The sequence below is a fragment of the Companilactobacillus formosensis genome (assembly GCF_005405305.1).
Classification (GTDB): Bacteria; Bacillota; Bacilli; order Lactobacillales; family Lactobacillaceae; genus Companilactobacillus; species Companilactobacillus formosensis.
The window spans coordinates 196375-219063 of the sequence record NZ_BJDU01000003.1; the positions used below are offsets into that span (position 1 = coordinate 196375).

At 36.2% G+C, this 22689-nt stretch carries 26 protein-coding genes; 22 read left to right on the plus strand and 4 right to left on the minus strand.

What is annotated here, in order from left to right; translation table 11 throughout:
• Positions 1 to 9 precede the first annotated feature (9 nt).
• From ftsY to rplS, 7 genes are all read left to right on the plus strand, one after another.
• Positions 10 to 1431 (plus strand): signal recognition particle-docking protein FtsY, encoded by a 1422-nt coding sequence (gene ftsY, locus FFM65_RS05070; protein WP_119317943.1) that lies wholly within the window; start codon positions 10 to 12, stop codon positions 1429 to 1431.
• Positions 1431 to 1772, plus strand: a complete 342-nt coding sequence (gene ylxM / locus FFM65_RS05075) for a YlxM family DNA-binding protein (RefSeq protein WP_119317944.1) — start codon at positions 1431 to 1433, stop codon at positions 1770 to 1772. The genes ftsY and ylxM overlap by 1 nt, the downstream gene beginning before the upstream one ends.
• Before the next feature lie 9 nt (positions 1773 to 1781).
• Entirely contained in the window at positions 1782 to 3218 is a 1437-nt protein-coding gene (gene ffh, locus FFM65_RS05080) for a signal recognition particle protein (RefSeq protein ID WP_119317945.1), read from the plus strand.
• Between the two features lie 90 nt (positions 3219 to 3308).
• Positions 3309 to 3581: a 30S ribosomal protein S16 gene (gene rpsP / locus FFM65_RS05085; protein ID WP_010019451.1), complete on the plus strand. Its 273-nt coding sequence runs from the start codon at positions 3309 to 3311 to the stop codon at positions 3579 to 3581.
• Between the two features lie 57 nt (positions 3582 to 3638).
• Entirely contained in the window at positions 3639 to 4145 is a 507-nt protein-coding gene (rimM, locus tag FFM65_RS05090) for a ribosome maturation factor RimM (RefSeq protein ID WP_119317946.1), read from the plus strand.
• Positions 4145 to 4873, plus strand: a complete 729-nt coding sequence (gene trmD, locus FFM65_RS05095) for a tRNA (guanosine(37)-N1)-methyltransferase TrmD (RefSeq protein WP_056945151.1) — start codon at positions 4145 to 4147, stop codon at positions 4871 to 4873. The genes rimM and trmD overlap by 1 nt, the downstream gene beginning before the upstream one ends.
• 113 nt (positions 4874 to 4986) lie before the next feature.
• Positions 4987 to 5340, plus strand: coding sequence for a 50S ribosomal protein L19 (gene rplS / locus FFM65_RS05100; RefSeq protein WP_119317947.1), 354 nt, complete (start codon positions 4987 to 4989; stop codon positions 5338 to 5340).
• A gap of 58 nt (positions 5341 to 5398) precedes the next feature.
• Here rplS and FFM65_RS05105 read toward each other — a convergent pair whose 3' ends face one another.
• On the minus strand, positions 5399 to 6268 hold the full coding sequence (locus tag FFM65_RS05105; protein WP_119317948.1) for a MurR/RpiR family transcriptional regulator: 870 nt from the start codon (positions 6266 to 6268) through the stop codon (positions 5399 to 5401).
• Positions 6269 to 6395: 127 nt separating this feature from the next.
• Between FFM65_RS05105 and FFM65_RS05110 the strand changes: the two genes are divergently transcribed.
• Positions 6396 to 7379, plus strand: a complete 984-nt coding sequence (locus tag FFM65_RS05110) for a Gfo/Idh/MocA family protein (RefSeq protein ID WP_119317949.1) — start codon at positions 6396 to 6398, stop codon at positions 7377 to 7379.
• 30 nt (positions 7380 to 7409) lie between these two features.
• Here the strand turns inward: FFM65_RS05110 and FFM65_RS05115 are convergent, their stop codons facing one another.
• Positions 7410 to 7964 carry a hypothetical protein gene (locus tag FFM65_RS05115; protein WP_119317950.1) on the minus strand — a complete coding sequence of 185 codons (555 nt, stop codon included), beginning with the start codon at positions 7962 to 7964 and terminating at the stop codon, positions 7410 to 7412.
• Between the two features lie 19 nt (positions 7965 to 7983).
• Complete coding sequence (locus FFM65_RS05120; protein WP_119317951.1) at positions 7984 to 8601, minus strand: histidine phosphatase family protein; 618 nt, start codon at positions 8599 to 8601, stop codon at positions 7984 to 7986.
• Between the two features lie 314 nt (positions 8602 to 8915).
• Between FFM65_RS05120 and serC the strand changes: the two genes are divergently transcribed.
• Complete coding sequence (serC, locus tag FFM65_RS05125; protein WP_119317952.1) at positions 8916 to 10001, plus strand: 3-phosphoserine/phosphohydroxythreonine transaminase; 1086 nt, start codon at positions 8916 to 8918, stop codon at positions 9999 to 10001.
• A complete protein-coding gene (locus FFM65_RS05130; RefSeq protein WP_119317953.1) occupies positions 10001 to 11170 on the plus strand; it encodes a phosphoglycerate dehydrogenase in 1170 nt (389 codons plus the stop codon). Before serC ends, FFM65_RS05130 begins: the two co-directional genes overlap by 1 nt.
• A 26-nt stretch (positions 11171 to 11196) precedes the next feature.
• On the opposite strand, the gene lexA is transcribed toward FFM65_RS05130, so the two are convergent.
• Complete coding sequence (gene lexA, locus FFM65_RS05135; RefSeq protein WP_059073601.1) at positions 11197 to 11820, minus strand: transcriptional repressor LexA; 624 nt, start codon at positions 11818 to 11820, stop codon at positions 11197 to 11199.
• 94 nt (positions 11821 to 11914) lie between these two features.
• Between lexA and FFM65_RS05140 the strand changes: the two genes are divergently transcribed.
• The 12 genes from FFM65_RS05140 to purH all read left to right on the plus strand — a co-directional run bounded on the left by FFM65_RS05140 (position 11915) and on the right by purH (position 22683).
• A complete protein-coding gene (locus FFM65_RS05140) occupies positions 11915 to 12157 on the plus strand; it encodes a DUF896 domain-containing protein (protein ID WP_059073602.1) in 243 nt (80 codons plus the stop codon).
• 61 nt (positions 12158 to 12218) lie between these two features.
• Positions 12219 to 12440, plus strand: coding sequence for a YneF family protein (locus FFM65_RS05145; protein WP_057815059.1), 222 nt, complete (start codon positions 12219 to 12221; stop codon positions 12438 to 12440).
• Positions 12441 to 12681: 241 nt separating this feature from the next.
• Complete coding sequence (gene purE, locus FFM65_RS05150) at positions 12682 to 13164, plus strand: 5-(carboxyamino)imidazole ribonucleotide mutase (protein ID WP_119317954.1); 483 nt, start codon at positions 12682 to 12684, stop codon at positions 13162 to 13164.
• Positions 13157 to 14287, plus strand: coding sequence for a 5-(carboxyamino)imidazole ribonucleotide synthase (gene purK / locus FFM65_RS05155; RefSeq protein WP_119317955.1), 1131 nt, complete (start codon positions 13157 to 13159; stop codon positions 14285 to 14287). Before purE ends, purK begins: the two co-directional genes overlap by 8 nt.
• Positions 14288 to 14289: 2 nt before the next feature.
• Entirely contained in the window at positions 14290 to 14997 is a 708-nt protein-coding gene (purC, locus tag FFM65_RS05160; RefSeq protein ID WP_059073604.1) for a phosphoribosylaminoimidazolesuccinocarboxamide synthase, read from the plus strand.
• A gap of 10 nt (positions 14998 to 15007) precedes the next feature.
• Positions 15008 to 15256, plus strand: a complete 249-nt coding sequence (gene purS / locus FFM65_RS05165) for a phosphoribosylformylglycinamidine synthase subunit PurS (protein ID WP_010019470.1) — start codon at positions 15008 to 15010, stop codon at positions 15254 to 15256.
• On the plus strand, positions 15257 to 15931 hold the full coding sequence (gene purQ, locus FFM65_RS05170) for a phosphoribosylformylglycinamidine synthase subunit PurQ (protein ID WP_119317956.1): 675 nt from the start codon (positions 15257 to 15259) through the stop codon (positions 15929 to 15931).
• On the plus strand, positions 15931 to 18141 hold the full coding sequence (purL, locus tag FFM65_RS05175) for a phosphoribosylformylglycinamidine synthase subunit PurL (protein ID WP_119317957.1): 2211 nt from the start codon (positions 15931 to 15933) through the stop codon (positions 18139 to 18141). Before purQ ends, purL begins: the two co-directional genes overlap by 1 nt.
• Positions 18126 to 19532 (plus strand): amidophosphoribosyltransferase, encoded by a 1407-nt coding sequence (gene purF, locus FFM65_RS05180; RefSeq protein WP_119317995.1) that lies wholly within the window; start codon positions 18126 to 18128, stop codon positions 19530 to 19532. Before purL ends, purF begins: the two co-directional genes overlap by 16 nt.
• Positions 19533 to 19544: 12 nt before the next feature.
• Entirely contained in the window at positions 19545 to 20570 is a 1026-nt protein-coding gene (purM, locus tag FFM65_RS05185) for a phosphoribosylformylglycinamidine cyclo-ligase (protein WP_119317958.1), read from the plus strand.
• Positions 20561 to 21142: a phosphoribosylglycinamide formyltransferase gene (gene purN / locus FFM65_RS05190; RefSeq protein ID WP_119317959.1), complete on the plus strand. Its 582-nt coding sequence runs from the start codon at positions 20561 to 20563 to the stop codon at positions 21140 to 21142. Before purM ends, purN begins: the two co-directional genes overlap by 10 nt.
• The gene (gene purH / locus FFM65_RS05195; protein WP_174795667.1) at positions 21142 to 22683 is read left to right on the plus strand and encodes a bifunctional phosphoribosylaminoimidazolecarboxamide formyltransferase/IMP cyclohydrolase; all 1542 of its coding nucleotides are present in this window, start codon (positions 21142 to 21144) and stop codon (positions 22681 to 22683) included. Before purN ends, purH begins: the two co-directional genes overlap by 1 nt.
• Positions 22684 to 22689 lie beyond the last annotated feature (6 nt).

Consider the following 22689-nt stretch of genomic DNA (forward strand, 5'->3'; position numbering starts at 1 on the left):
GAGAAAATAATGGGATTATTTGATCGAATTAAAAAAGCTTTTACCGGTAAATCTGATTCTGAAGAAAAAGAATTAGAGAAAAAATCTTCAGAACAAGCCCCTGAATCTGACCAAAATTCAAAACCAGAATCAGCTTCTCCTGAAGAGGAAAAAGAGTCTGCAACAGAAGCTCAACCAAAAGAAACTGCTGATGAATCAACAGTCAAAGGAAAAACTGAGCAACCAGTTGAAACTACTGCTGAAGAACCAGAATCAGAGCAAAAACCAAAATCAGAACCAGTAGAACCACAATCTGATCAGACTTCTGAAGAATCAACAAAAGAAGAAACTGTCGAACCTCAAGAAAAATCAGAAAGTACTTCTGAAGAACCTGTTCAAGAAGCTCATGAATCAGACAAAGATACTGGGGAAGAAACTACTGAACCAGTTGCTGAGGAAAATAAAGAGTCTGAAGAGCCTAAAGAATCCGAAGAACCAAAGGATGACGTTAAAGAATACGATGAAGGTTTAAAGAAGAGTCGTAATTCCTTTAGTTCTCGCTTGAATCATTTCCTAGCTAACTTTAGAAGTGTTGATGAAGATTTCTTTGATGATTTGGAAGAATTGTTGATTGAATCTGATGTTGGCTATGAAACAGCTATGCGTATTTCTGATGAATTGCGTGAAGAAGTTAAGTTAGAAAATGCCAAGAAAAAATCTGACGTTTCTAATGTTATCGTGCGTAAATTAGTTGATATGTACGGTGAAGAAGGTAAGGATGAAGATAACGATTTGAAGTTCAGTACTGATAAGACACCAACTATCTTCTTGTTCGTCGGTGTTAATGGTGCTGGTAAAACTACTACTATCGGAAAACTAGCTCATCGCTATCAATCAGAAGGCAAGAAAGTCTTATTAGCTGCTGGCGATACCTTTAGAGCTGGTGCTATTGAACAATTGCAAGAATGGGGCAAACGTGTAAATGTTCCTGTTCAAGCAAGTAAAGCTCATACTGACCCTGCCTCTGTGGTTTATGATGCCGTTCAACGAGCAGTTAATGAAGATTTCGATATCTTGTTAGTTGATACTGCTGGACGTTTGCAAAATAAAGAAGGCTTGATGCGTGAACTAGAAAAAATTAAACGTGTCATTACCCGTGAATTGCCAGATGCACCACAAGAAGTATTGTTAGTTCTTGATGGTTCAACGGGACAAAATGCTTTGAGTCAAGCTAAACAATTTAATGAAACAACTGATGTTTCCGGAATTGTTTTGACTAAATTGGATGGAAGTTCTCAAGGTGGGGTCGTCTTGGCAATCAGAAATGAATTGCATATTCCAGTTAAATTGGTTGGTCTTGGTGAACAAATGGATGATTTACGTGACTTTGACCCAGAGAAATTCATTTATGGTTTATTCAAGGACTTGATTGTTGGAGCTCCTGATAAATAATGGATATTGATGAAACGACCCGGATCAATCTGTTGTATAATTTTTATCATTCATTATTGACGAAAAAGCAAAGCCGCTATATGGATCTCTATTACGTAGAGGATTTTTCACTCAGTGAGATTTCTGAACAATTAGATGTTTCCAGACAAGCGGTATTAGATAATTTGCATCGTTCTGTCAATTTGTTAGAATCATTTGAGAAAGAGCTCGGTTTAGTTGAGAAAACTCAAGAAATTGATGATATTTCAAAGAATCTCAGTCAATTGGTTCAAACTAAATATGCTGGTGATAAAGAATTATTAGCATTAGTACAAAGAATTTCTAAAATAAATGAAATGTAGGAGTAGAGTATGGCTTTTGAAGGATTAAGCGAACGTTTACAAAAAGTTTTTTCTTCCTTAAAGGGAAAAGGTAAGCTTTCTGACGAAGATGTTCGTAAAGTAATGCGTGAAGTTCGAATGGCCTTATTGGAAGCCGATGTTAATTTTGATGTCGTTAAGACTTTCGTTAAGACTGTACGTGAACGTGCCTTAGGCGCAGAAGTAATGGAAAGTTTGACTCCTTCACAACAAGTTATCAAGATTGTTGATGAAGAGTTAACTAAATTGATGGGACAAGAAGCGGTTCCATTGAATAAAGCACCACACATTCCAACGATTATTATGATGGTTGGTCTTCAAGGTGCTGGTAAAACTACTACAGCTGGTAAATTAGCTAATCGTTTGAAGACAAATGATAAAGCTCGTCCATTGTTCATTGCCGGAGATGTTTATCGTCCTGCTGCTATCGAACAATTGAAGACTATCGGTCAACAACTTGACGTACCAGTTTATGACGAGGGAACTGACAATGATCCAGTAGAAATCGTTAAAAATGGTTTGGCAGTAGCGAAAGAAAATAAGAATGACTATGTAATTATTGATACGGCTGGTCGTTTGGAAATCGATGAACAATTGATGGAAGAACTTCAAAAGATCAAAGATTTGGCACACCCAAATGAAATTTTATTCGTTGCCGATTCAATGACTGGTCAAGTAGCTGCTAAAGTTGCCCATGGTTTCGATGAACAATTAGATATCACTGGTGTTGTTTTGACGAAGTTGGATGGTGACACTCGTGGTGGTGCTGCACTTTCAATTCGTTCTGTTACTGGTAAGCCAATCAAGTTCATTGGACAAGGTGAAAAACTCGACCAATTAGATGTTTTCCATCCTGACCGTATGGCTAACCGTATCCTTGGTATGGGTGACATGTTGACCTTGATTGAAAAGGCCCAAACAGATTACGATGAAAAGCAAGCTAAAGAAGTAGCCGAAAAAATTCGTGAAAATAGTTTTGATTTCAATGATTTTATTGATCAAATGGATCAAATTCAAAAAATGGGTCCTTTGGATGAGTTGATGAAGATGATTCCCGGAATGGCCAATAATCCTGCTTTGGCTAATATCAATATTGGTGAAAAAGATATCGCTCACTTGAAGGCTATCGTTTATTCTATGACACCTAAAGAACGTGAAGATCCAGATCTTTTGAACCCTTCACGTCGTCGTAGAATTGCAGCTGGTTCTGGTCAAAGCGTCCAAAATGTTAACCGTATGATCAAGCAATTCAAGCAATCCCGTGACATGATGAATAAAATGAGTAAAGGTAACATGGCCGGGATGGAACAATTGATGGGCAATGGCGTTCAAGGTCGATTAGGTAAAATGGCAATGAAGTCAATGGTTCGTCGTAATAAAAAGAAAAAGAAGAAGCGTTTAAAGAAGATTAAACGTTTTAAATCATAAAAAAAATAGATGCTGTCAAGAAAAAAACTTTACAGCATCTATTTTTTTGTGTATACTAACAAAGTTAAGTATTTAGGAGGAAACAAACATATGTCAGTTAAAATCAGAATGAAACGTATGGGTAGTAAGTTAAGACCATTTTACAGATTGGTAGTTGCAGATTCACGTTCACCACGTGATGGTCGCTTTATCGAACAAGTTGGTTACTACAACCCAATTTCACAACCAGAAGAAATCAAGTTGGATGATGACAAGATCGTTGAATGGTTAAACAAAGGTGCACAACCTTCAGATACTGTTCGTCACTTGTTGAAACAACACGGAATTATGCAAAAGTTCCACGAAAGCAAATTTACAAAATAGTAATTTTTAATGGGACCAGACAATTGTCGTGGTTCCATTTTTATTCACGGAGGAAAAATGACTGAAAAATTATATCGTGTTGGTACTATCGTAAATACTCATGGTATTAAAGGCGAATTGCGAGTAATCCCAATTACCGATTTTCCTAAAGACCGTTTTAAGTCGGGTGCAAAATTGTTCTTGAAAGATAATACTGAATTTGTCGTTGAATCATCACGTCCACACAAAAATTTTGTCTTAGTCAAATTAAAGGGCTATGACAATATTAATGACGTCGAAAAATTTGTTAAATCAGAATTATTTGCTAATGGTGAAGAAGTTAATGATTTAAACGATGGAGAATTTTTGTACAGCCAAATTATCGGTTTAAATGTAATCGATAAAGATTTGGGTGAGGTCGGCAAAATTACTGAAATCATGGAACTAGGTTCTAATGATGTTTGGGTCGTCAAGAGTCCAAAGTATAAGGAAATTTTGTTGCCTTACATTGATGATGTAATTAAAGAAGTTGACCTTGAAAATAAAGAGGTCAAAGTTGAAATACCGGATGGGTTGATAGATTAATGGATATTACAATTTTAAGTATTTTTCCAAAAATGTTTCAAGCGCTAAATGAGTCATTGATTGGAAAAGCACAGGAAAAAGAACTCGTAAATATTGATGTCGTTGATTTTCGTGACTTTACTACTAATAAGCAAAATCACGTTGACGATGCACCATATGGTGGTGGAGCCGGGATGTTATTGCAAGCTCAACCAATTTACGACGCAATGGATTATGTTGAAAAGAAAAAGCCGGGTAAAAAGAGAGTTGTTTTGTTAGACCCAGCTGGTAAAACTTTCAACACTAAGATGGCCAAGGATTTTGCTAAAGAAGATCAATTGGTATTCATCTGTGGACATTACGAAGGTTTTGATGAACGTGTCAAAGATTTGGTGACTGATGAAGTGTCGATCGGTGATTATATTTTGACGGGTGGCGAATTGCCAACGATGAGTATGATCGATGCGACGTTACGTTTCGTGCCAGGCGTGTTGGGAAACTCATTTTCAGCTGAAGAGGAATCTTTCTCCAATAACTTGTTAGAGTATCCTCAATATTCCCGTCCGGCCGATTTTCGCGGCAAAAAGGTTCCTGACGTGTTAATTAGTGGAGACCATGAAAAAATCCGTCTCTGGCGTTTAGAACAAGCTCTGAAGAAGACTTTGGAACGTCGTCCTGATTTATTGGAGCATGCTTCATTGACTGACGAAGAAAAGAAGCTTTTACGCAAAATTCGTCAAAATAACTAGTTTACAATTAAGTTCAAATAAAGTATCATATTAAGAGTGTTTGAACGCACATATTAACGATATTCCGCTGTATGTCCGAGATATATAAGAGTGTCGGTAGGGAGAAATTATTTATGAATAAATTAATTCAAGATATTACTAAAGAACAATTACGTTCTGATATTCCTGACTTCCGTAGTGGTGACACTATTCGTGTACATGCTAAGGTTGTTGAAGGTTCACGTGAACGTATTCAATTATTCGAAGGTGTCGTAATCAAGAGACATGGTTCAGGAATTAGTGCCACATACACTGTTCGTAAGGTAAGTAACGGTGTTGGTGTTGAAAGAACATTCCCATTGAACACACCTCGTGTTGATCAAATCGAAGTTATCAGACATGGTCGTGTACGTCGTAGCAAGCTTTACTACCTACGTGCTCGTACAGGTAAGGCTGCTCGTATTAAAGAACGTCGTCGTGACATCTAATTTAATGCAAACAGTGAAGTTAAACTTCTAAAAAAATAAACCATCTATAAAAGGTGGTTTATTTTTTTTGCTCTGAAAATCTAGAATCGGAGAATAATTTTTCAGATGCCAAACGGTGTCGTTGATTATTGTCATAATTGGCTACGAACAATCCAGAATACAGCGTGTTTAAAACGTAATCAATAGCGACACTTGAAGCAAAAGAAGAAATTTTTTCGGTGGAATTTTCTGAATCATTGACCGGGATGACTAGATCACTGAGTTGAGCAATTTTGGAATTTTCGTCAGCTGTGATGGCAATGATACAACAGCCATTGAGCCTTAGAATCTTTGTCATCTGATAAGTACTCTTTGTTTGGCCACTGTAGGAAATTACTAGGGCACAGTCATCTTTTTGAAAATTAGCTGCTAAGAAGTTACTTTCTTCAACCAAAGTTGGCAATTGTGCGTGAAAATTGATTTTCATTAATTTATTTTGAAAACTTAATGCTGAAATATAAGTATCGCCGTATGCAAAAATACCTAAATGTTTAGCTTTTAAAATTAAGCGAATAGCTTTTTCCAAGGTAGAATTATCTAAGAGTTCACTCGTCTGTTTGATTGATGTTTCCATGACGTTGGCGATTTTTTGAGCAATTTCTTTATTAGAGTCATCTTCAGTAAAAGGAAAGTCGGGATCAATCGTTGATATATCGTCGTAATGCTTTTGCAGTTCAGCTGACAGTTTGATCTTGAAATCTTTGAAACCCTTCAATCCAATTTTTCGACATAGTCTGACAACTGTAGAAGTTGAACTGAAAGTGTTGGTAGCCAATTTTTGAATCGATAAATTTAAAACGTCTTCCTTATTTTTTAAAATGTAATTGGCCAAATCTTTTTCGGACCCGTTGAAGTTATCTTGAGCCTTTAATTGATTAATAATTGTCATAATGTTTCACCTAATTTGTTTTTAATATAAAAATAATTGGAACATTTTTACCGTTTTGTATATATTACGTTATTACTTAATAAGTCGTGGTTCAATGGAGATGATAAAAGATTTGGAGGTATGAAAAATGAAATTAGCAATTATTGGTTCAGGTAATATCGTACATGACTTTTTGACGATTACTAAGGATCTAAAAGAAACCCAACTGACAGCCATCATTGGGACAAACAGAAGTATTGATATTTTGAAGCAATTACAAAGCAAATATCATATTGGACAAGTATTTACCGATTTTGATGAGGCTTTAAAGAAGAGCGATTTTGATACTGTCTACGTGGCAGTTCCTAATTTCTTACACTATCAATTTGCTAAAAAAGCTTTGGAAAATGGTAAGAATGTCATTTCTGAGAAACCTTTCACGGTCAAGTATGAAGAATTTGAAGATCTGAAGAAAATTGCTCTAGAAAAACATCTCGTCTTGCTAGAAGCAATTACAACTCAATATTTGCAAAACTTTCTTGATTTAAAAAAGAAGTTGCCTGAATTGGGTGATTTAAAAATTATTGAAAGTAATTATTCACAATATTCATCTCGATACGATGCCTTTAAAGCCGGAAAAATTTTACCAGCATTTGATCCTAAAAAGGGTGGCGGAGCCTTGATGGATCTTAATATTTATAATATTCATTTTATCGTTGGTTTGTTGGGTCGTCCTAAGATGATAACGTATTTGCCAAATATCGAGCGAGACATTGATACGTCGGGTATTTTGACTTTGGACTATGGCTCAATCAAAGCCGTAGCTATTGGCGCAAAAGATTCAGTCATTCCATTTAGAAGTAGCGTTGTTCAAGGTAATCACGGCTCAATTGTAGTCAATGGTCCAACTAATGAGATGAAATCATTTGATATTTATGACAATGATAAAGAATTAGTTGAAAAAATCGATCACAATGTTTATCCACATCGGATGTATCAGGAATTTGTTGAATTTGAAAAGATTATTCGAACTCACGATTTATCAGCGGTACAACAACACTTGCAACATAGTGAGGATGTCATGTGGGTCGTGAAAAAAGCCTTAGAATCAGCCAATTTAAAATTAGACTAAAAAAATCCGTTATCGTTTGATAGCGGATTTTTAGATACTCTTTTTAACCATTCGTTCAATCCCATAATTGGATAGGGTGTACAAAGAGTCGAATAAGGCTTGTCCTAAAGTAGAATTACGTTTGATTTTACTGTTATTGTTATTTGGAATATTTTTTAATAATGAATCGAGCTTTTCGATATCGCGGTCAGAATAAAAATGACTGTTTTTGAGATGATGAGTCAGAGCAACTAAAAAGGAATATTTCGGATTGATTTTTTTCAATTGCTTCAATTGTTCACTTGCGGATTTATCCAGACCATTTGGAAAGATGATTTCCGAATATCGTTCACGCAAATTAGCATAAACATCACCAAAATGTAAAATCCAGACGATAAAATCATCAGAATTAACGTATTGTAGACTTAAGTTGACTTCTGAGTAATTATTAACTTTTTCTAGAATTTTATTTTCAATCAGCCAATCCATAAAACCATAAAAGTATTCTTCAATATCACTATTTCTAACGCTTGCTAAACCACTTAAACCGGTAAAATTTGTAATTTTTTGCTTGATAATTTCATTTTCTAATTGTTGAATTGTCACATTTTTTCATCTCGAAATTTTAATTAAAGACTTGATTATAATACTCTAAATAAAACTCTTTATCACTAACACTAGTTATTTTTGTAACACTAGTGTTTCTTGGTTCTGGTAAGCTCATTAGATCTTGAGGCTTTAGAACATCCAGAGCACTAGCTTTGATGGTGAAACCATGCGTTACACAGATAATTTTGTCGTTAGGATATTTATTAGTAGTTTCAATCATGAAATCATGTACACGATTGATCACATCATCAAAAGTTTCACCATCTGGAGCGTATTTAACGTACATTGGTAAAACATCGTCCCAATAGTCATTATAAGCGTCTGGATGTCTTTTTCTCAAGTCAGCATTCTTTTGACCGTCCCACTGGCCATACGAAATTTCTAATAATCGCTTGTCAAAACTGACTGGTAACTGGGCACTTTGGTTCAAAATTTCAGTTGTTTGTTTGGTACGGTTTAAAGGACTAGAAATAATTCTATCTGCAAAGCTGATATCAAAGTGATCACGCAAAGTCTTAGCTTGTTCTTGACCATTATTATTGAGGTAAGTGATTTCTGAATTAATTGTACCTTGTTTCATTTTTAAAACATTAGCTTTCGTTTGACCGTGACGAATAAAGTAAAATTGAGTCATAACTCCTCCTAGATGATTGTCATAGTTTAATTATATTCATAATAATTAAAGATTACTAGTTGACAATTATTAAAAGAATGTTAAAGTTTATTTAAGTTAATTGGAGGTTATTTAATATGAAAAATATCAAAAATACATTAAACCTTACAGTCTCCTCCAAGTCTACACGTATATACATGTAGGCTTATTAACTAAACCTCATGTATGAAGTCAAATTCATAACTGTGGGGTTAATAAATTTAGTCAACTAGTTTCCTCACAGAGATTTTATCTGTGGGGATTTTTTTATCTAATTTTTTAAAGGAGTGGAATTCATGGTAGTTTATAATTTTTCAGCTGGTCCAGCTGTTTTGCCAACTGAGGTCGTTAAAAAAGTGAAGGAAGATTTACCATCCTTTGATAATTCGGGAATGAGCGTAATGGAAATATCTCACCGGTCGAATTTGTTTGATAAAGTCATCAATCAAGCACAACGAGATTTAAAAGAACTATTACAAGTGCCGGATAATTATCACGTACTCTTCTTCCAAGGAGGTTGTACTCTACAGTTTAGTGCAGCTCCCTTGAATCTAGCAACTGAATACAAAAAGATTGCCCTATTAGATAGTGGTCACTGGGCCGATCGGGCTAGAGATGAAGCTAGTCGTTTAGGTATAGGAGTAGACGTTTTAGATTCAACGAAGAATCTTCATTACACTCAATTGCCTGTGTTAAAAAACTTACCACAGAATACTTACGATTATTTACATATTACGACTAATAATACGATTGAAGGAACGGCCTATAATCTTTTGCCAAAGACTGGGAATACTCCGCTAGTAGCCGACTTGTCATCCAATTTCTTAGCACAAAATTACGATTTTTCTAAATTCGATTTGATGATGGTTGGAGCGCAAAAGAATGTTGGAATCGCTGGATTAACTATCGTTGTAGTCAAAGATGATTTAATTGGTAAAGCTAAAAATCTTCCCAGCATGATCGATTATGAACTGTTTGCCAAAAAGAACTCGATGTTCAACACGCCACCTGTTTTTGCCATTTATGTGGCTGGATTAGTTTTGAAATGGGTAAAAGAACAAGGTGGAGTTGAAGAAATGGATCGTCGCAATCGTAAGAAAGCTGATTTATTGTACGATTTCTTAGATGATTCTAAATTATTTACGGCACCAGTTATAAAAGAAGACCGTTCCTTAACAAATGTACCTTTTGTAACAGGTAAGCAAGAATTAGATCAAGAATTGATTCAACAAGCTAGTGAAATCGGTTTGTTGAATATTAAAGGCCATCGTTCCGTCGGTGGAATGCGGGCTAGTTTGTACAACGCAATGCCTTATAGCGGCGTTGAAAAGCTAGTCGACTTCTTAAATAAATTTGAAAAAGATTACTGGGGGAAACACTAATGTATGATGTAAAAACTTTTAATGCGATTGCCCAAAGCGGCTTAGATACTTTTAGAAATGATTTTGAAATTAACAAGACTGATAATCCAGATGCCTATTTGATTAGATCAGTTAACTTGTTGGAAGCTGATTTTCCACAAAGTTTAAAAACAATTGTCAGAGCTGGTGCTGGTGTTAACAATATTCCGTTAGATCGTGTGACAAAAAAGGGAATTGCAGTCTTTAATACTCCTGGTAGTAATGCCAATGCTGTCAAAGAATTGATCGTTGCTTTAATGATTGCTACGAAGAGAAATCTCTTTGCAGCACACCAATATTCAGATGAACATACAGAAGCCGATGTTTCTCAACGAACTGAAAAAGATAAGACTAAATTCAACGGAACCGAGCTATTTGGTAAAAAGGTTGCTGTAATTGGGTTAGGTCATGTTGGTTCTCTAGTTGCCAATGCTGCGTTAGGATTAGGGATGAAGGTAATTGGTTATGATCCTTATTTATCAGCTAATGCCGCCTGGAGAATCAATAATAAAGTTAAACGAGTGGATACGATCAAGAAGGCGGTAAAAAATGCAGACTTTGTTACCGTTCACGTACCCAAAAATGAAGAAACAATCGGTTTGATCAGTACCCCAGAAATCAATGAAATGAAAGACGGAGTGGTTTTGTTTAATTATTCAAGAATAGGCATCGTCAATAACAAAGCTGCTGTTAAGGCTATTCGTAACCAAAAAATCAATCATTACTGTACTGACTTTGGCGAACCGGTTATTGCTGAAAATTCGCAAATTACCATTACACCACACATCGGGGGTTCAACTTTAGAAGCCGAATCAAATGGAGCTATTCAAGGAGCAAATACCGTCATGGATTATTTGCAAAATGGTGATACGACTAATTGCGTCAATTTACCGAACATGCAAGTGGCGTTTGAAACAGCTTTTCGAATTACCGTAATTCACCAGAATGTTCCTAACATGGTGGGACAGATCAGTACGCAACTAGCCAATCGTCAAATCAATATTGAAAACATGGCCAATGCAGCTAAAGATAAAGTGGCTTATACGATTGTTGATGTTAATGATTTAAACCAAGATGATGCTGAAGATTTGATTCATCACTTGAATGCCATTTCTGAAGTTTATCGTGTTCGTTTGATCAAACACCAATAAAAAAACCACTCAACTAAATGAGTGGCTTAGAATATTTGTGAACGATATAGTCCAACGACTTTTCCTAAAATCTCAACATTGTCTAAGATGATAGGGTCCATTGTATCGTTTTCTGGTTGTAGGCGGTAATGTCCATTTTCTTGATAAAATCTCTTGCAAGTAGCTTCGATATCTTCAGTCATCGCAATAATAATTTCACCGTTGTTAGCAAAGTTTTGTTCGTGAACGATAACGTGGTCTCCATCGTAAATTCCCGCATTGATCATACTTTCGCCATGAATTTCTAGCATGAATAATTCACCAGATTCACGATTCAAATCAGGTGGAAGTGGGAAATAACCATCTGGATTTCTTTCAGCTGTAATTGGTTGGCCAGCCGCAACAGTACCTAAGATAGGAATTTGTTTTGACTTGATACCAATTGAGCTAAGTCCAATGGTCGTTAACTCGATTGCACGTGGTTTTGTAGGGTCACGTTGGATGTAGCCTTTCTTTTCAAGACGAGATAGATGACCGTGGACCGTTGATGTTGAAGATAAATCTACAGCTTCGCAGATTTCTCTGACAGTGGGCGGATATCCATGTTCATCTAAGTAATCATAAATGCATTGTAAAATTTGTGACTGTTTAGAGCCTTCAGCTTTTGACATTAGAACACCTCATTGTTAATATCTTAAATAGATTGTATCAAAATTTGAATACAAGTTCAAACAAGTGTTCGATTGTATTAGGGAGATTTGAGAAATGAACGAACAAGACGAATTACTTAAGAAAATTAATGAATTAGCACACAAAGCGAAAGCCGGCACAATTACTAAAGAAGAAGAAGATCAACAAGCGGAACTTAGAAAAGAGTACTTGAAGAATTTCCGTGCTAGTTTCAAATCACAAATTGAAATGTTACGTGTTTTTGATAAGCAAGGAAACGAAGTCACTCCTGAAAAAGTTAGAGAAATTCAACGCAAAAAGGGATTACGTGACGATTAGACTTTCATTTATTGAATTTTTTTTGTAATATTAATAAGTATATGGAAAGGGTGAAACATAAATGGGAACAACAATAGTCGTTGGTATTTTAGCTTTGTTGGTTGGCCTAGTTGGTGGTTTCTTTGCAGCTAGATGGTATATGAAGAAATATTTCCAAGACAATCCACCAATCAGTGCTGATATGATTAAGCAAATGATGGCTCAAATGGGACAAAAGCCTTCACAAAAGAAACTTAATCAATTAATGAATACTATGAAGAATTCACAAAAGAACAACAAATAGTTAAAGCAAAATAAGCGGTATGCATATTTTTATATGTGTATCGCTTATTTTTTTATGCAAAAAATTAATCAATCACTAAATTACGAACTAAATATATTTGTATAATTATAAATGGCAAAATTTAAACGATAAACACGAATAATAAATGAAAAATAATGCATAAAATACGCTTTTAGCGTTGAAAATGAATGGAAATCTTGATAAACTTTGGATACCAAAGCAAGAAAGGTGGAAATTTTTAATGTCTGATGTAGCGATAGTTATGGGCTCCATTTCTGATTTAAAAGTTGTGCAAGCAACGATAGATGTCTTGCAAGAGCTTGGTGTCAGTTATGAAGCTAAAGTGATTTCAGCGCACCGCACGCCTCAAGAAATGCTCGATTTTGCTAGAGGTGCTAAGGATACTTTCAAAGTGATCATTGCTGGAGCAGGGGGAGCTGCTCATTTACCTGGCATGATTGCTTCATCAACAATTTTACCGGTGATTGGGGTGCCGGTTCCATCGAGATATCTCAAAGGGATGGACTCATTGCTTTCAATAGTACAAATGCCAGCAGGAGTTCCAGTCGCAACTGTTTCCATTGGTGAAGCTGGAGCAAAGAATGCCGCAATTTTAGCCACTAAGATTTGTGCACTACAAAATGAAAATTATCAAGAATCATTAAAGAAATATGTTCAAGCGATGCACGACAAATCGCTAGAAAGTGGGAAAGACCTTGGATAAGACAATTTTACCGGGCTCAACAATTGGTATTATCGGTGGCGGTCAATTAGGCCAGATGATGTCCTTTTGCGCCAAAGAAATGGGTTATAAAGTAATTATTTTAGATCCGCAAGAGAATTGTTCAGCCGCACAAGTGTCTGACGACCAAATCGTAGCTGAATATTCAGATGTCGATCAATTAGTCGAATTAGCCAAGCGATGCGATGTTTTAACTTATGAATTTGAAAATGTCGATGCGGAAGCTATCAATGAAGTTAAGAAGTACACTCAAGTGCCTCAAGGTACTAAAGCTTTAAAAGTTACTCAAAATCGAATTTCTGAAAAGGACTTCATCGATGCCAGTGGCTTCTCAACTGTGCCACATGTGGTGATTGAAAATATTTTTGAATACCACCGTGGTGTAGAGAAATTAGGTGCACCAGTAATTCTGAAGACGATTCGTGGTGGCTATGACGGTAAAGGTCAAATTTTGATCACAGATCCTGAAAATGTTTGTTTTGCTGATATTGAACATTTATTGATGCAAGGGCCTTGTATGTTAGAAAAGAAAATTGACTTGGAAAAAGAAGTTTCCGTCGTTGTTTCCGCTAATAGTAAAGGTGAAAAATCAATTTTTCCAATCATCGAAAATGTCCATCGTCACAACATCTTACATTTGAGTACTTGCCCAGCTCAAATCAGTGAAAAAAGCGCTCAACACATTTATCAAGTTGCTGAAACCTTAGCTGAAAAACTCGAATTGGTTGGCACAATGTGTATTGAATTTTTTATATCCGATAAAGACGAAGTTTTTGTTAATGAAATTGCACCAAGACCTCATAATTCTGGTCATCTAACAATTGAAGCATGCAATATTTCTCAATTCGATGCTCATATCCGTGGAATTTGTAATTTGGCAATGCCAAAAATCGAACTGTTAAAACCAGCCGCTATGGTTAACCTTTTGGGACAGCATTTGGAGCCAGCTAAAAAGGAATTGGTTCAACATCCAGAATGGCATTTCCACGACTATGGCAAGGATGCTATTAAAGAAAACCGTAAGATGGGTCATATCACAATTTTGAGTGATGATCTTGAAAAAACTAAACAAGCTATTGAAAATAATTCAATTTGGGACGTGTAAAAATGACAAACGAAAAGTTACTTTACGAAGGAAAAGCTAAGAATGTGTATCAAGCTGAAAATGAAGACGAAGTTTTGATGGTTTATAAAGACCAAGCGACTGCCTTCAATGGAAAGAAAAAAGAAATCCTACCCGGAAAGGGTGTTTTGAACTGTCAAATCTCAATGTTAGTTTTTGATTACTTAATTAAGAATGGCATTAAAACACATTTGGTTAAAAATCTCTCGGACCATGAGCAACTAGTTAAAAAAACAAATGTCTTTCCCTTAGAAGTAGTTTTAAGAAATATCACTTCCGGTTCTTTAGTCAGAAAATTCCAAATTGAAGAAGGTCAAAAATTATCGACTCCAATTATCGAATTTTATTATAAGAGCGATGCATTAGATGATCCTTTTATCAATGAATCACAGATTCATGCTTTAGGGATTGCCGACAATGCAGAAATCGAAGTTATTAAAGAACAAGCTTTAAAAATTAATCAATTATTGATTCCTTTCTTTGCTAAAGCTGACTTTGATTTAGTTGATTTCAAACTTGAATTTGGTAAATACAATGGTCAAATCATTTTGGTAGATGAATTTTCACCTGATAATTGCCGTCTATGGGATAAAACTAGTCACCATTCAATGGACAAAGATGTCTTTCGTAAGCACGAAGGCGATTTAGTTGAAACATATCACGACGTCTTGCAACGACTACAAGATAAATAGGAGAGAAACCATGAAATTAGTTAAAGTTTACGTTACTTTGAAAGATTCCGTTTTAGATGCACAAGGAGAAGCTATCAAGTCCGCTATTAATACGATGGGTTATGACAAAATATCTGACGTTCACATGGGTAAATACTTTGAATTGAAATTTGCCAATGATTATCAAGAATTAGAAAACGATGTCGACAAAATTTGTGATGATCTTTTAGCAAATCCTAATATTGAAACTTACCGTTATGAAATTACGGAGGCTGAATAAATGAAATTTGCAGTGGTGAATTTCCCTGGTTCCAATTGTGATATGGATCTCTTCTATGCAATCCGTGATGGCATCAAGCAAACAGTCGAATTAGTCGATTATCGAGCTACATCCTTGAATGGATTTGATGGTGTTTTGATTCCTGGTGGTTTTTCATACGGCGACTATTTACGCAGTGGAGCCATTGCTGTGCACGCACCAATTGTTAAGGAAATTATTCGTTTTGCTAATGAAGGTAAAATCGTTTTGGGAATTTGCAATGGCTTTCAAATTTTAACCGAATTAGGTTTGTTGCCGGGAGCCTTGATTCAAAATGAGAAGAGTCGTTTTATTTGTGAGACCGTCGATCTTGAAGTTGAGAATAATCAGACCATTTTCACAAGTCACTATCAACGAAAAGAAGTGATCAAAGTTCCAGTTGCCCACGGTGAGGGACGTTATTACTGTGATGAAGCAACCTTGCAAGAATTAAAAGAGAACCATCAAATCATTTTTAAGTATAAAGAAAATATCAATGGCAGCGTGGATCAAATTGCTGGTATTGCCAACAAAGAAAAGAATGTATTGGGAATGATGCCTCATCCAGAAAGAGCAATTGAAGAAATCCTTGGTTCTGATGATGGTTTGAAATTGTTCCAATCGTTAATCAATCCAGAAGTAAAGGTGAATGACTAATGACTGAACCTACTGCAAAACAAATTAAAGATGAAAAGATTTATCAACAATGGGGATTAACTGACGAAGAGTATAACTTGATCAGTGAAAAGATTTTACATCGTCTGCCTAATTACACAGAAGCAGGACTTTATTCCGTAATGTGGAGTGAACATTGTTCCTACAAAAATTCCAAAAAAGTTCTTCGTAAAATGCCTAATCACAGTGATCGTGTTTTGGCAGGTCCAGGTGAAGATGCCGGTATTTTAGATATTGGTGATAATCAAGCTGTAGTTTTCAAAGCTGAAAGTCACAATCATCCGTCAGCAGTTGAACCTTATCAAGGTGCTGCGACCGGTGTTGGTGGAATCATTAGAGATATTTTCTCAATGGGTGCTCAACCAATTGCTTTGATGAATAGTTTGAAATTTGGACCATTAAAAGATGGCAAAACTAAGCATTTAGTAAACGAAGTTGTTGCTGGTATTGGTGGTTACGGAAATTGTATTGGTTTGCCAACTATTGGTGGGGAAATTTCTTTTGAATACTGTTACGAACACAATCCATTGGTTAATGCAATGTGTATCGGTTTGTTGAATAACACTGATTTTAAGCATGGTACTGCTAGTGGCGATAAGAATTTGATCGTTTATGTTGGTGCTAAGACTGGTCGTGACGGAATTCACGGGGCAACTTTTGCTTCAGATGAATTTACCGATACGAAGAACAAGCAACGTTCAGCTGTTCAAGTCGGTAATCCTTTTATTGAGAAGCTATTGATGGATGCTTGTGTTGAAATTATCGAACAACATTCCAATTGGATTTTAGGTATTCAAGATATGGGTGCGGCTGGATTAGTTTCTTCAACTGCTGAAATGGCTTCTAAGGCAGGATCTGGTTTGAAATTGAATCTAGATCGTGTGCCTCAACGAGAAACTGGTATGACAGCTTACGAAATGATGCTATCAGAATCTCAAGAACGAATGGTTTTGTGCGTAAAGCCGGAATTCATCGACGACGTATTGATGTTCTTTAGACATTTTGAGTTGGATGCAGTTGTTATTGGTGAAGTAACTAATGATAAGCAATATCGTATTTATCATCACGATGAATTGGTAACTGATATTCCTGTTGATAGTTTGACTGAAGATGTACCAGAATATGATCGAGTTGAAAAGCAACCACAAAGAATGGTCGATGATAAAGATTTCCATTTTGAACCAACGATTTCTTCATTGAAAGAAACTTGGTTGGATATGTTACAACGACCTAATATTGCTAGCAAAAAATATTTCTATCAAACTTATGATTCTCAAGTTAAGGCTAATACTTTGGTACGTCCGGGTAGTGATGCTGGTGTAGTTAGAATTCGAGGAACAAAAAAAGCCATCGCAGTAACGAACGATAGCAATTCAAAATATGTTTACTTAAATCCTTTTGTTGGTGGACAAATAGCTGTCATGGAAGCAGCTAGAAATATCGTCGCTAGCGGTGGTCTACCAATCGGTATTACTGACTGTTTGAATTACGGTAATCCCGAAGATCCAGAAGCTTTTTATGAACTGGATAAGAGTGTTGAAGGAATTGCCAGTGCCTGTGAGATTGTTGATACACCAGTTATTTCTGGTAATGTTTCACTTTATAACGAATATAACGAAGTAGCCATTTATCCTAGCCCAATGGTAGGGATGGTTGGTTTGATCGATGATGTTAAAAAGGTCACTACGAGTGATTTCAAGCACAGCCAGGATTTAATTTATGTGTTGGGTCAAACTAAAGATGACTTCAATGGTTCAGAAATTCAAATGGCACAGATGAAGCAACTAAAAGGTGACTTAAGACCATTAGATTTAAACCAAGAAAAATTGCATCAAGATTTGATCAGACAAGCTATCAATCAAGGGTTATTAAAGAGTTGTCATGACCTTTCAGAAGGTGGTTTGGCAGTTGCCTTATCAGAATCAGCCTTTCAAAATGATCTTGGTTTTGAAATTGAAACTAAATCAACTTCTCAACAAATGTTCTCAGAAACTCAATCACGATTTTTAGTGACGGTAGCACCAAAGGATCAAAGAGCTTTCGAAAATCTTGTACAAAGAGATTTTGAATTATTAGGTTTTGTTAGTTCCCAAAATATTTTCAAAATTACTACAGCTGATGAAACAATCCAAATTGATGGACAAACAGCTAAGAGTAGTTGGAAAGAGGCGATTGCGTGCTTAATGAAGTAAAGAGTTTGAATGAAGAATGTGGTGTATTTGGCGTCTGGGGTGCTGAAAATGCTAACTATCTAACTTATTTAGGATTACACAGTCTTCAACACCGTGGTCAAGAAGGTGCCGGAATCGTTGCCAACGACGGTAAAAGATTACGAACTTATCGTAATTTAGGATTGTTGACACAAGTTTTCTCTAAGCCAGAATTTCTCAACAGTTTAGTTGGTAATTCCGCAATCGGTCACGTTCGTTATTCAACAGCTGGTGAGAACAAAATTGAAAACGTTCAACCACTACTGTTTGATTTTACTGATAGCCAAATTGCCTTAGCACATAACGGTAACTTGACGAATGCCATCACATTGAAGAAAGAATTAGAAGCAAAAGGTCATATTTTCAAATCTAGTTCTGATTCAGAAGTTTTGGTACATCTGATCAAAGTGTCTAATGCACCAACTTTACACGAAAAAATTATTGAAGCACTCAACAAGATTCAAGGTGGATTTGCTTATCTGTTATTGACGAAAGATTCTTTGATCGTAGCTCTTGATTCACATGGATTTAGACCTTTGTCGATTGGTAAATTACCTAATGGAGGTTTTGTAGTAGCCAGTGAAACTTGTGCTTTGGATGCTGTTGGCGCAACTTTAGTACGTGACGTTAAGCCAGGGGAATTGATTACTATCTCAGATTCTGGTATGGAAATTGATCAATGGACTAAAAAGACTCAATTAGCTATTTGTTCGATGGAATTCATCTATTTTGCTCGACCAGACTCAGATATTTTAGGAATCAACGTTCATTCAGCCAGAAAACGTATGGGTGCTAATCTTGCCAAAGAAGCTCCTGCTGACGGCGATATCGTCGTGGGTGTTCCTAATTCTTCTTTATCCGCAGCAAGTGGCTATGCTGAAGAAATCGGCTTGCCATACGAAATGGGCTTGATCAAGAACCAATATATGGGCCGTGAGTTTATTCAACCAACGAAAGAATTGCGTGAAAAGAGTGTTCGCCAAAAATTGGCTGCTGTCAAAGGAGTTGTTCGTGGCAAACGGGTGATTTTAGTCGATGATTCAATCGTTCGGGGAACTACTTGTGCTTATATCGTGCAATTGTTACGTGATGCTGGTGCAGTTGAAGTCCATCTAAGAATTGCATCACCACGTTTCATGCATCCTTGTTTTTATGGTATCGACATTCAAGAAAAGAGCGAGTTGATCGCTGCTCACAAGTCGATTCCTGAAATGAACCAAATGTTTGGTTCCGATTCATTGAAATTTCTCAGTGAAGATGGCTTGATCAAAGCAATTGGCTTAAATGCAGATGCACCATATTCTGGTTTGGATATGTCATATTTTAATGGTGATTATCCAACATATCTCTACGATTACGAATCCAAAAAATAAGGAGGCATCAAGATGTCTAATCCCTATCAAGATGCGGGTGTTGATATTCAATCAGGCTATAAGATTTCTAAGTTTGTTAAACAAAACACTCACAATAAAAATATCGGCAATTTTGGCGGTGTTTACGAGATTCCAGAAGGCTTTAAGCATCCAGTATTGGTTTCTAGCGATGATGGTGTTGGGACTAAATTGTTATTGACGAATGAAGCCAAGAAGTGGGATACGATCGGTATTGATTTAGTGGCAATGTGTGTCAACGATATTTTGTCACAAGGCGCCATTCCTCAGTATTTCTTAGATTATATTTCAACTGGCAAAATTGATCACAAAGTCGAAGAAATCCTTAAAGGAGTAATTGACGGCTGTAACCAAGCAAATGCTGCTTTGATCGGTGGCGAAACGGCTGAAATGCCAGGTGTTTATAGCGAAAAAGATTATGACTTAGCGGGATTTTCAGTCGGTATCTGTGAAAAAGACGATTTGTTGCAAAAAGAAAATCTAAAAGCTGGCGATGTTTTGATTGGTATTACTTCTAGCGGTATTCATTCCAATGGCTATTCGCTCGTTCGAAAGATTTTCTTCCAAGATCACAATTTTTCAATCGATGATGTGTTGCCAGAAGCTTCTGGAAAGACCCTAGGAGAATTGTTATTAACACCAACGAAGATTTATGTTGAAGATGTTGTTCCACTATTAGAAGAACGTCTGATTAAAGGTATCAGTCATATTACTGGCGGCGGATTTTTTGAAAATATTCCGCGAATGTTGCCCGATGACTTAGCAGCGTCGATCAATGTCGATATTTGGCCAAAATTGCCTATTTTTGATATTTTGCAAAAGTATGGACAGCTAGGATTAAATGATATGTATAACATTTTCAATATGGGCATTGGGATGGTCATTGCTGTCAATCCGGCTCGAGAAATCGAAGTGTTGGAATTATTGAATGAAACTAAAACTAATGCTTATACAATTGGTGAATTAATTCCAAGAGAATCCCAAAGTCTGATTTTGAAAGGAGATAAGCTATGCGAGTAGCCGTCTTTGCCTCCGGTAGTGGTAGCAATTTTGAGGCCATTGCCAAATCGGATGAGTTAAAGAATTTAGGTTTAGAAATTGAAATCTTAGTTTGCGATCAACCAAAAGCTCACGTTTTAAAGCGAGCAAAGAAGTATCACATTCCTGTGTTCGTTAATCAATTGGCTGATTATCCTGATCGTAGTACTTATGAACAAGCAATTATCGATAAATTAAAACCATTGAAAATCGAATACATCTTATTAGCGGGCTATATGAAAGTTGTGACACCAACTTTATTAGCAGCTTATCCTAATCACATTATCAACATTCATCCATCATTGTTACCGAAGTTTTCAGGACTCGAAGCAATTGAAAGAGCCTATCAATCAGGAGATGAGGTAACTGGTGTAACGATTCATTATATTGATGAAGGGGTCGATACGGGACCAGTCATCAAGCAGTGCAAAGTTGTTCGTTTAAGAAATGATACTGAAGCCAGTTTAGAAGCAAGAATTCATCAAACTGAGCATCAGATGTATCGCCAAGTAATTCTTGATTTATTAAATAAAAATAATGAGGTGGCCAAATAATGAAGAGAGCTTTAATCAGTGTTTCAGATAAAACAGGTGTTGTTGAATTTGCTAAAGGTTTAATCGCTAATGATTTTGAAATTATTTCTACTGGTGGTACATACAAGAAACTCCAAGAAGCCGGCGTTAAAGTAACTGAAATTGATGAGGTAACTAAATTTCCAGAAATTCTTGATGGTCGTGTGAAGACATTGCATCCAGTCGTTCATGCCGGATTATTAGCTAAACGTGATAATCCTGAACATATGAAGACGCTCGAAAAGCTCAATATTAATACAATTGATTTAGTTTGTGTCAATCTTTATCCATTTAAAGAAACTATCTCAAAGGCTGATGTTACTCCAGCCCAAGCTATTGAACAGATCGATATCGGTGGTCCTTCAATGATTCGTTCTGCTTCTAAAAATTTCAAGAGCGTTTACGTAGTTATTGACAATAAGGATTATGAAACTGTTCTTGAAAGCATTAAATCAGACGAAGATGATACTATTTTACGTCGCCGTTTAGCTGCTAAAGCTTTCCGCCATACAGCTCAATACGATAGTATTATTGCTCATTATTTGACTGATCTAAATAAGGATGAATTTCCAGATGTCGAAGTTCTAGGATACGATTATCACCAAGAATTAAGATATGGTGAAAATTCTCATCAAAAGGCTGCTTTTTATCAAAGCGCTATGCCAAGTGAATATTCAATCGCTTCTGCAAAACAGCTTCATGGTAAGGAATTATCATTCAACAATATTAAGGATGCTGATGCTGCTTTAAGAATCGTAGCTGATTTTGACCAACCTTGTGTTGCTGCATTAAAGCACATGAATCCTTGTGGTGTTGGAGTTGATGATGAATCAATTTACAAAGCATGGAGAAAAGCTTATACAGCAGATACAATGTCAATTTTCGGTGGTATCGTAGCGGTCAACCGCGAAGTTACGAAAGAAATTGCTGAAGAAATGCACAAGATTTTCTTGGAAATCGTAATTGCCCCTAGTTTCACACCAGAAGCCCTAGAAATTCTAGAAGCTAAGAAGAACATTCGTCTCTTGACACTTGATTTTTCTAAGTCAAAAGCTGCTGACAAATATGACTACGTGTCTGTCATGGGTGGATTACTAGTTCAAGAACGTGATAGTACGGTTGATCAAATGGACGAATTTAAAGTCGTTACTAAGAAAGCCCCAACTGATGAAGAAATGAAGGCTTTACTGTTTGGTCAACAAATTGTTAAACATGTTAAGAGTAATGCTATCGTTATCTCAACAACTGATAAGACACTTGGAATTGGTGCCGGTCAAATGAATCGTATTGGTTCAGTTAAGATTGCGGTTGAACAAGAGGAACAAGCTGATACACACACACCTTTAGTTATGGCTTCTGATGCTTTCTTCCCAATGGATGACTGTGTTCAATATGCGGCAGAACATAATATTACAGCTATCGTTCAACCAGGTGGTTCAATCAAAGATCAAGATTCAATCGACATGGCAAATGAACATGGTATTGCAATGGTCTTCACAGGTAGAAGACACTTCAAACACTAGAGAGGT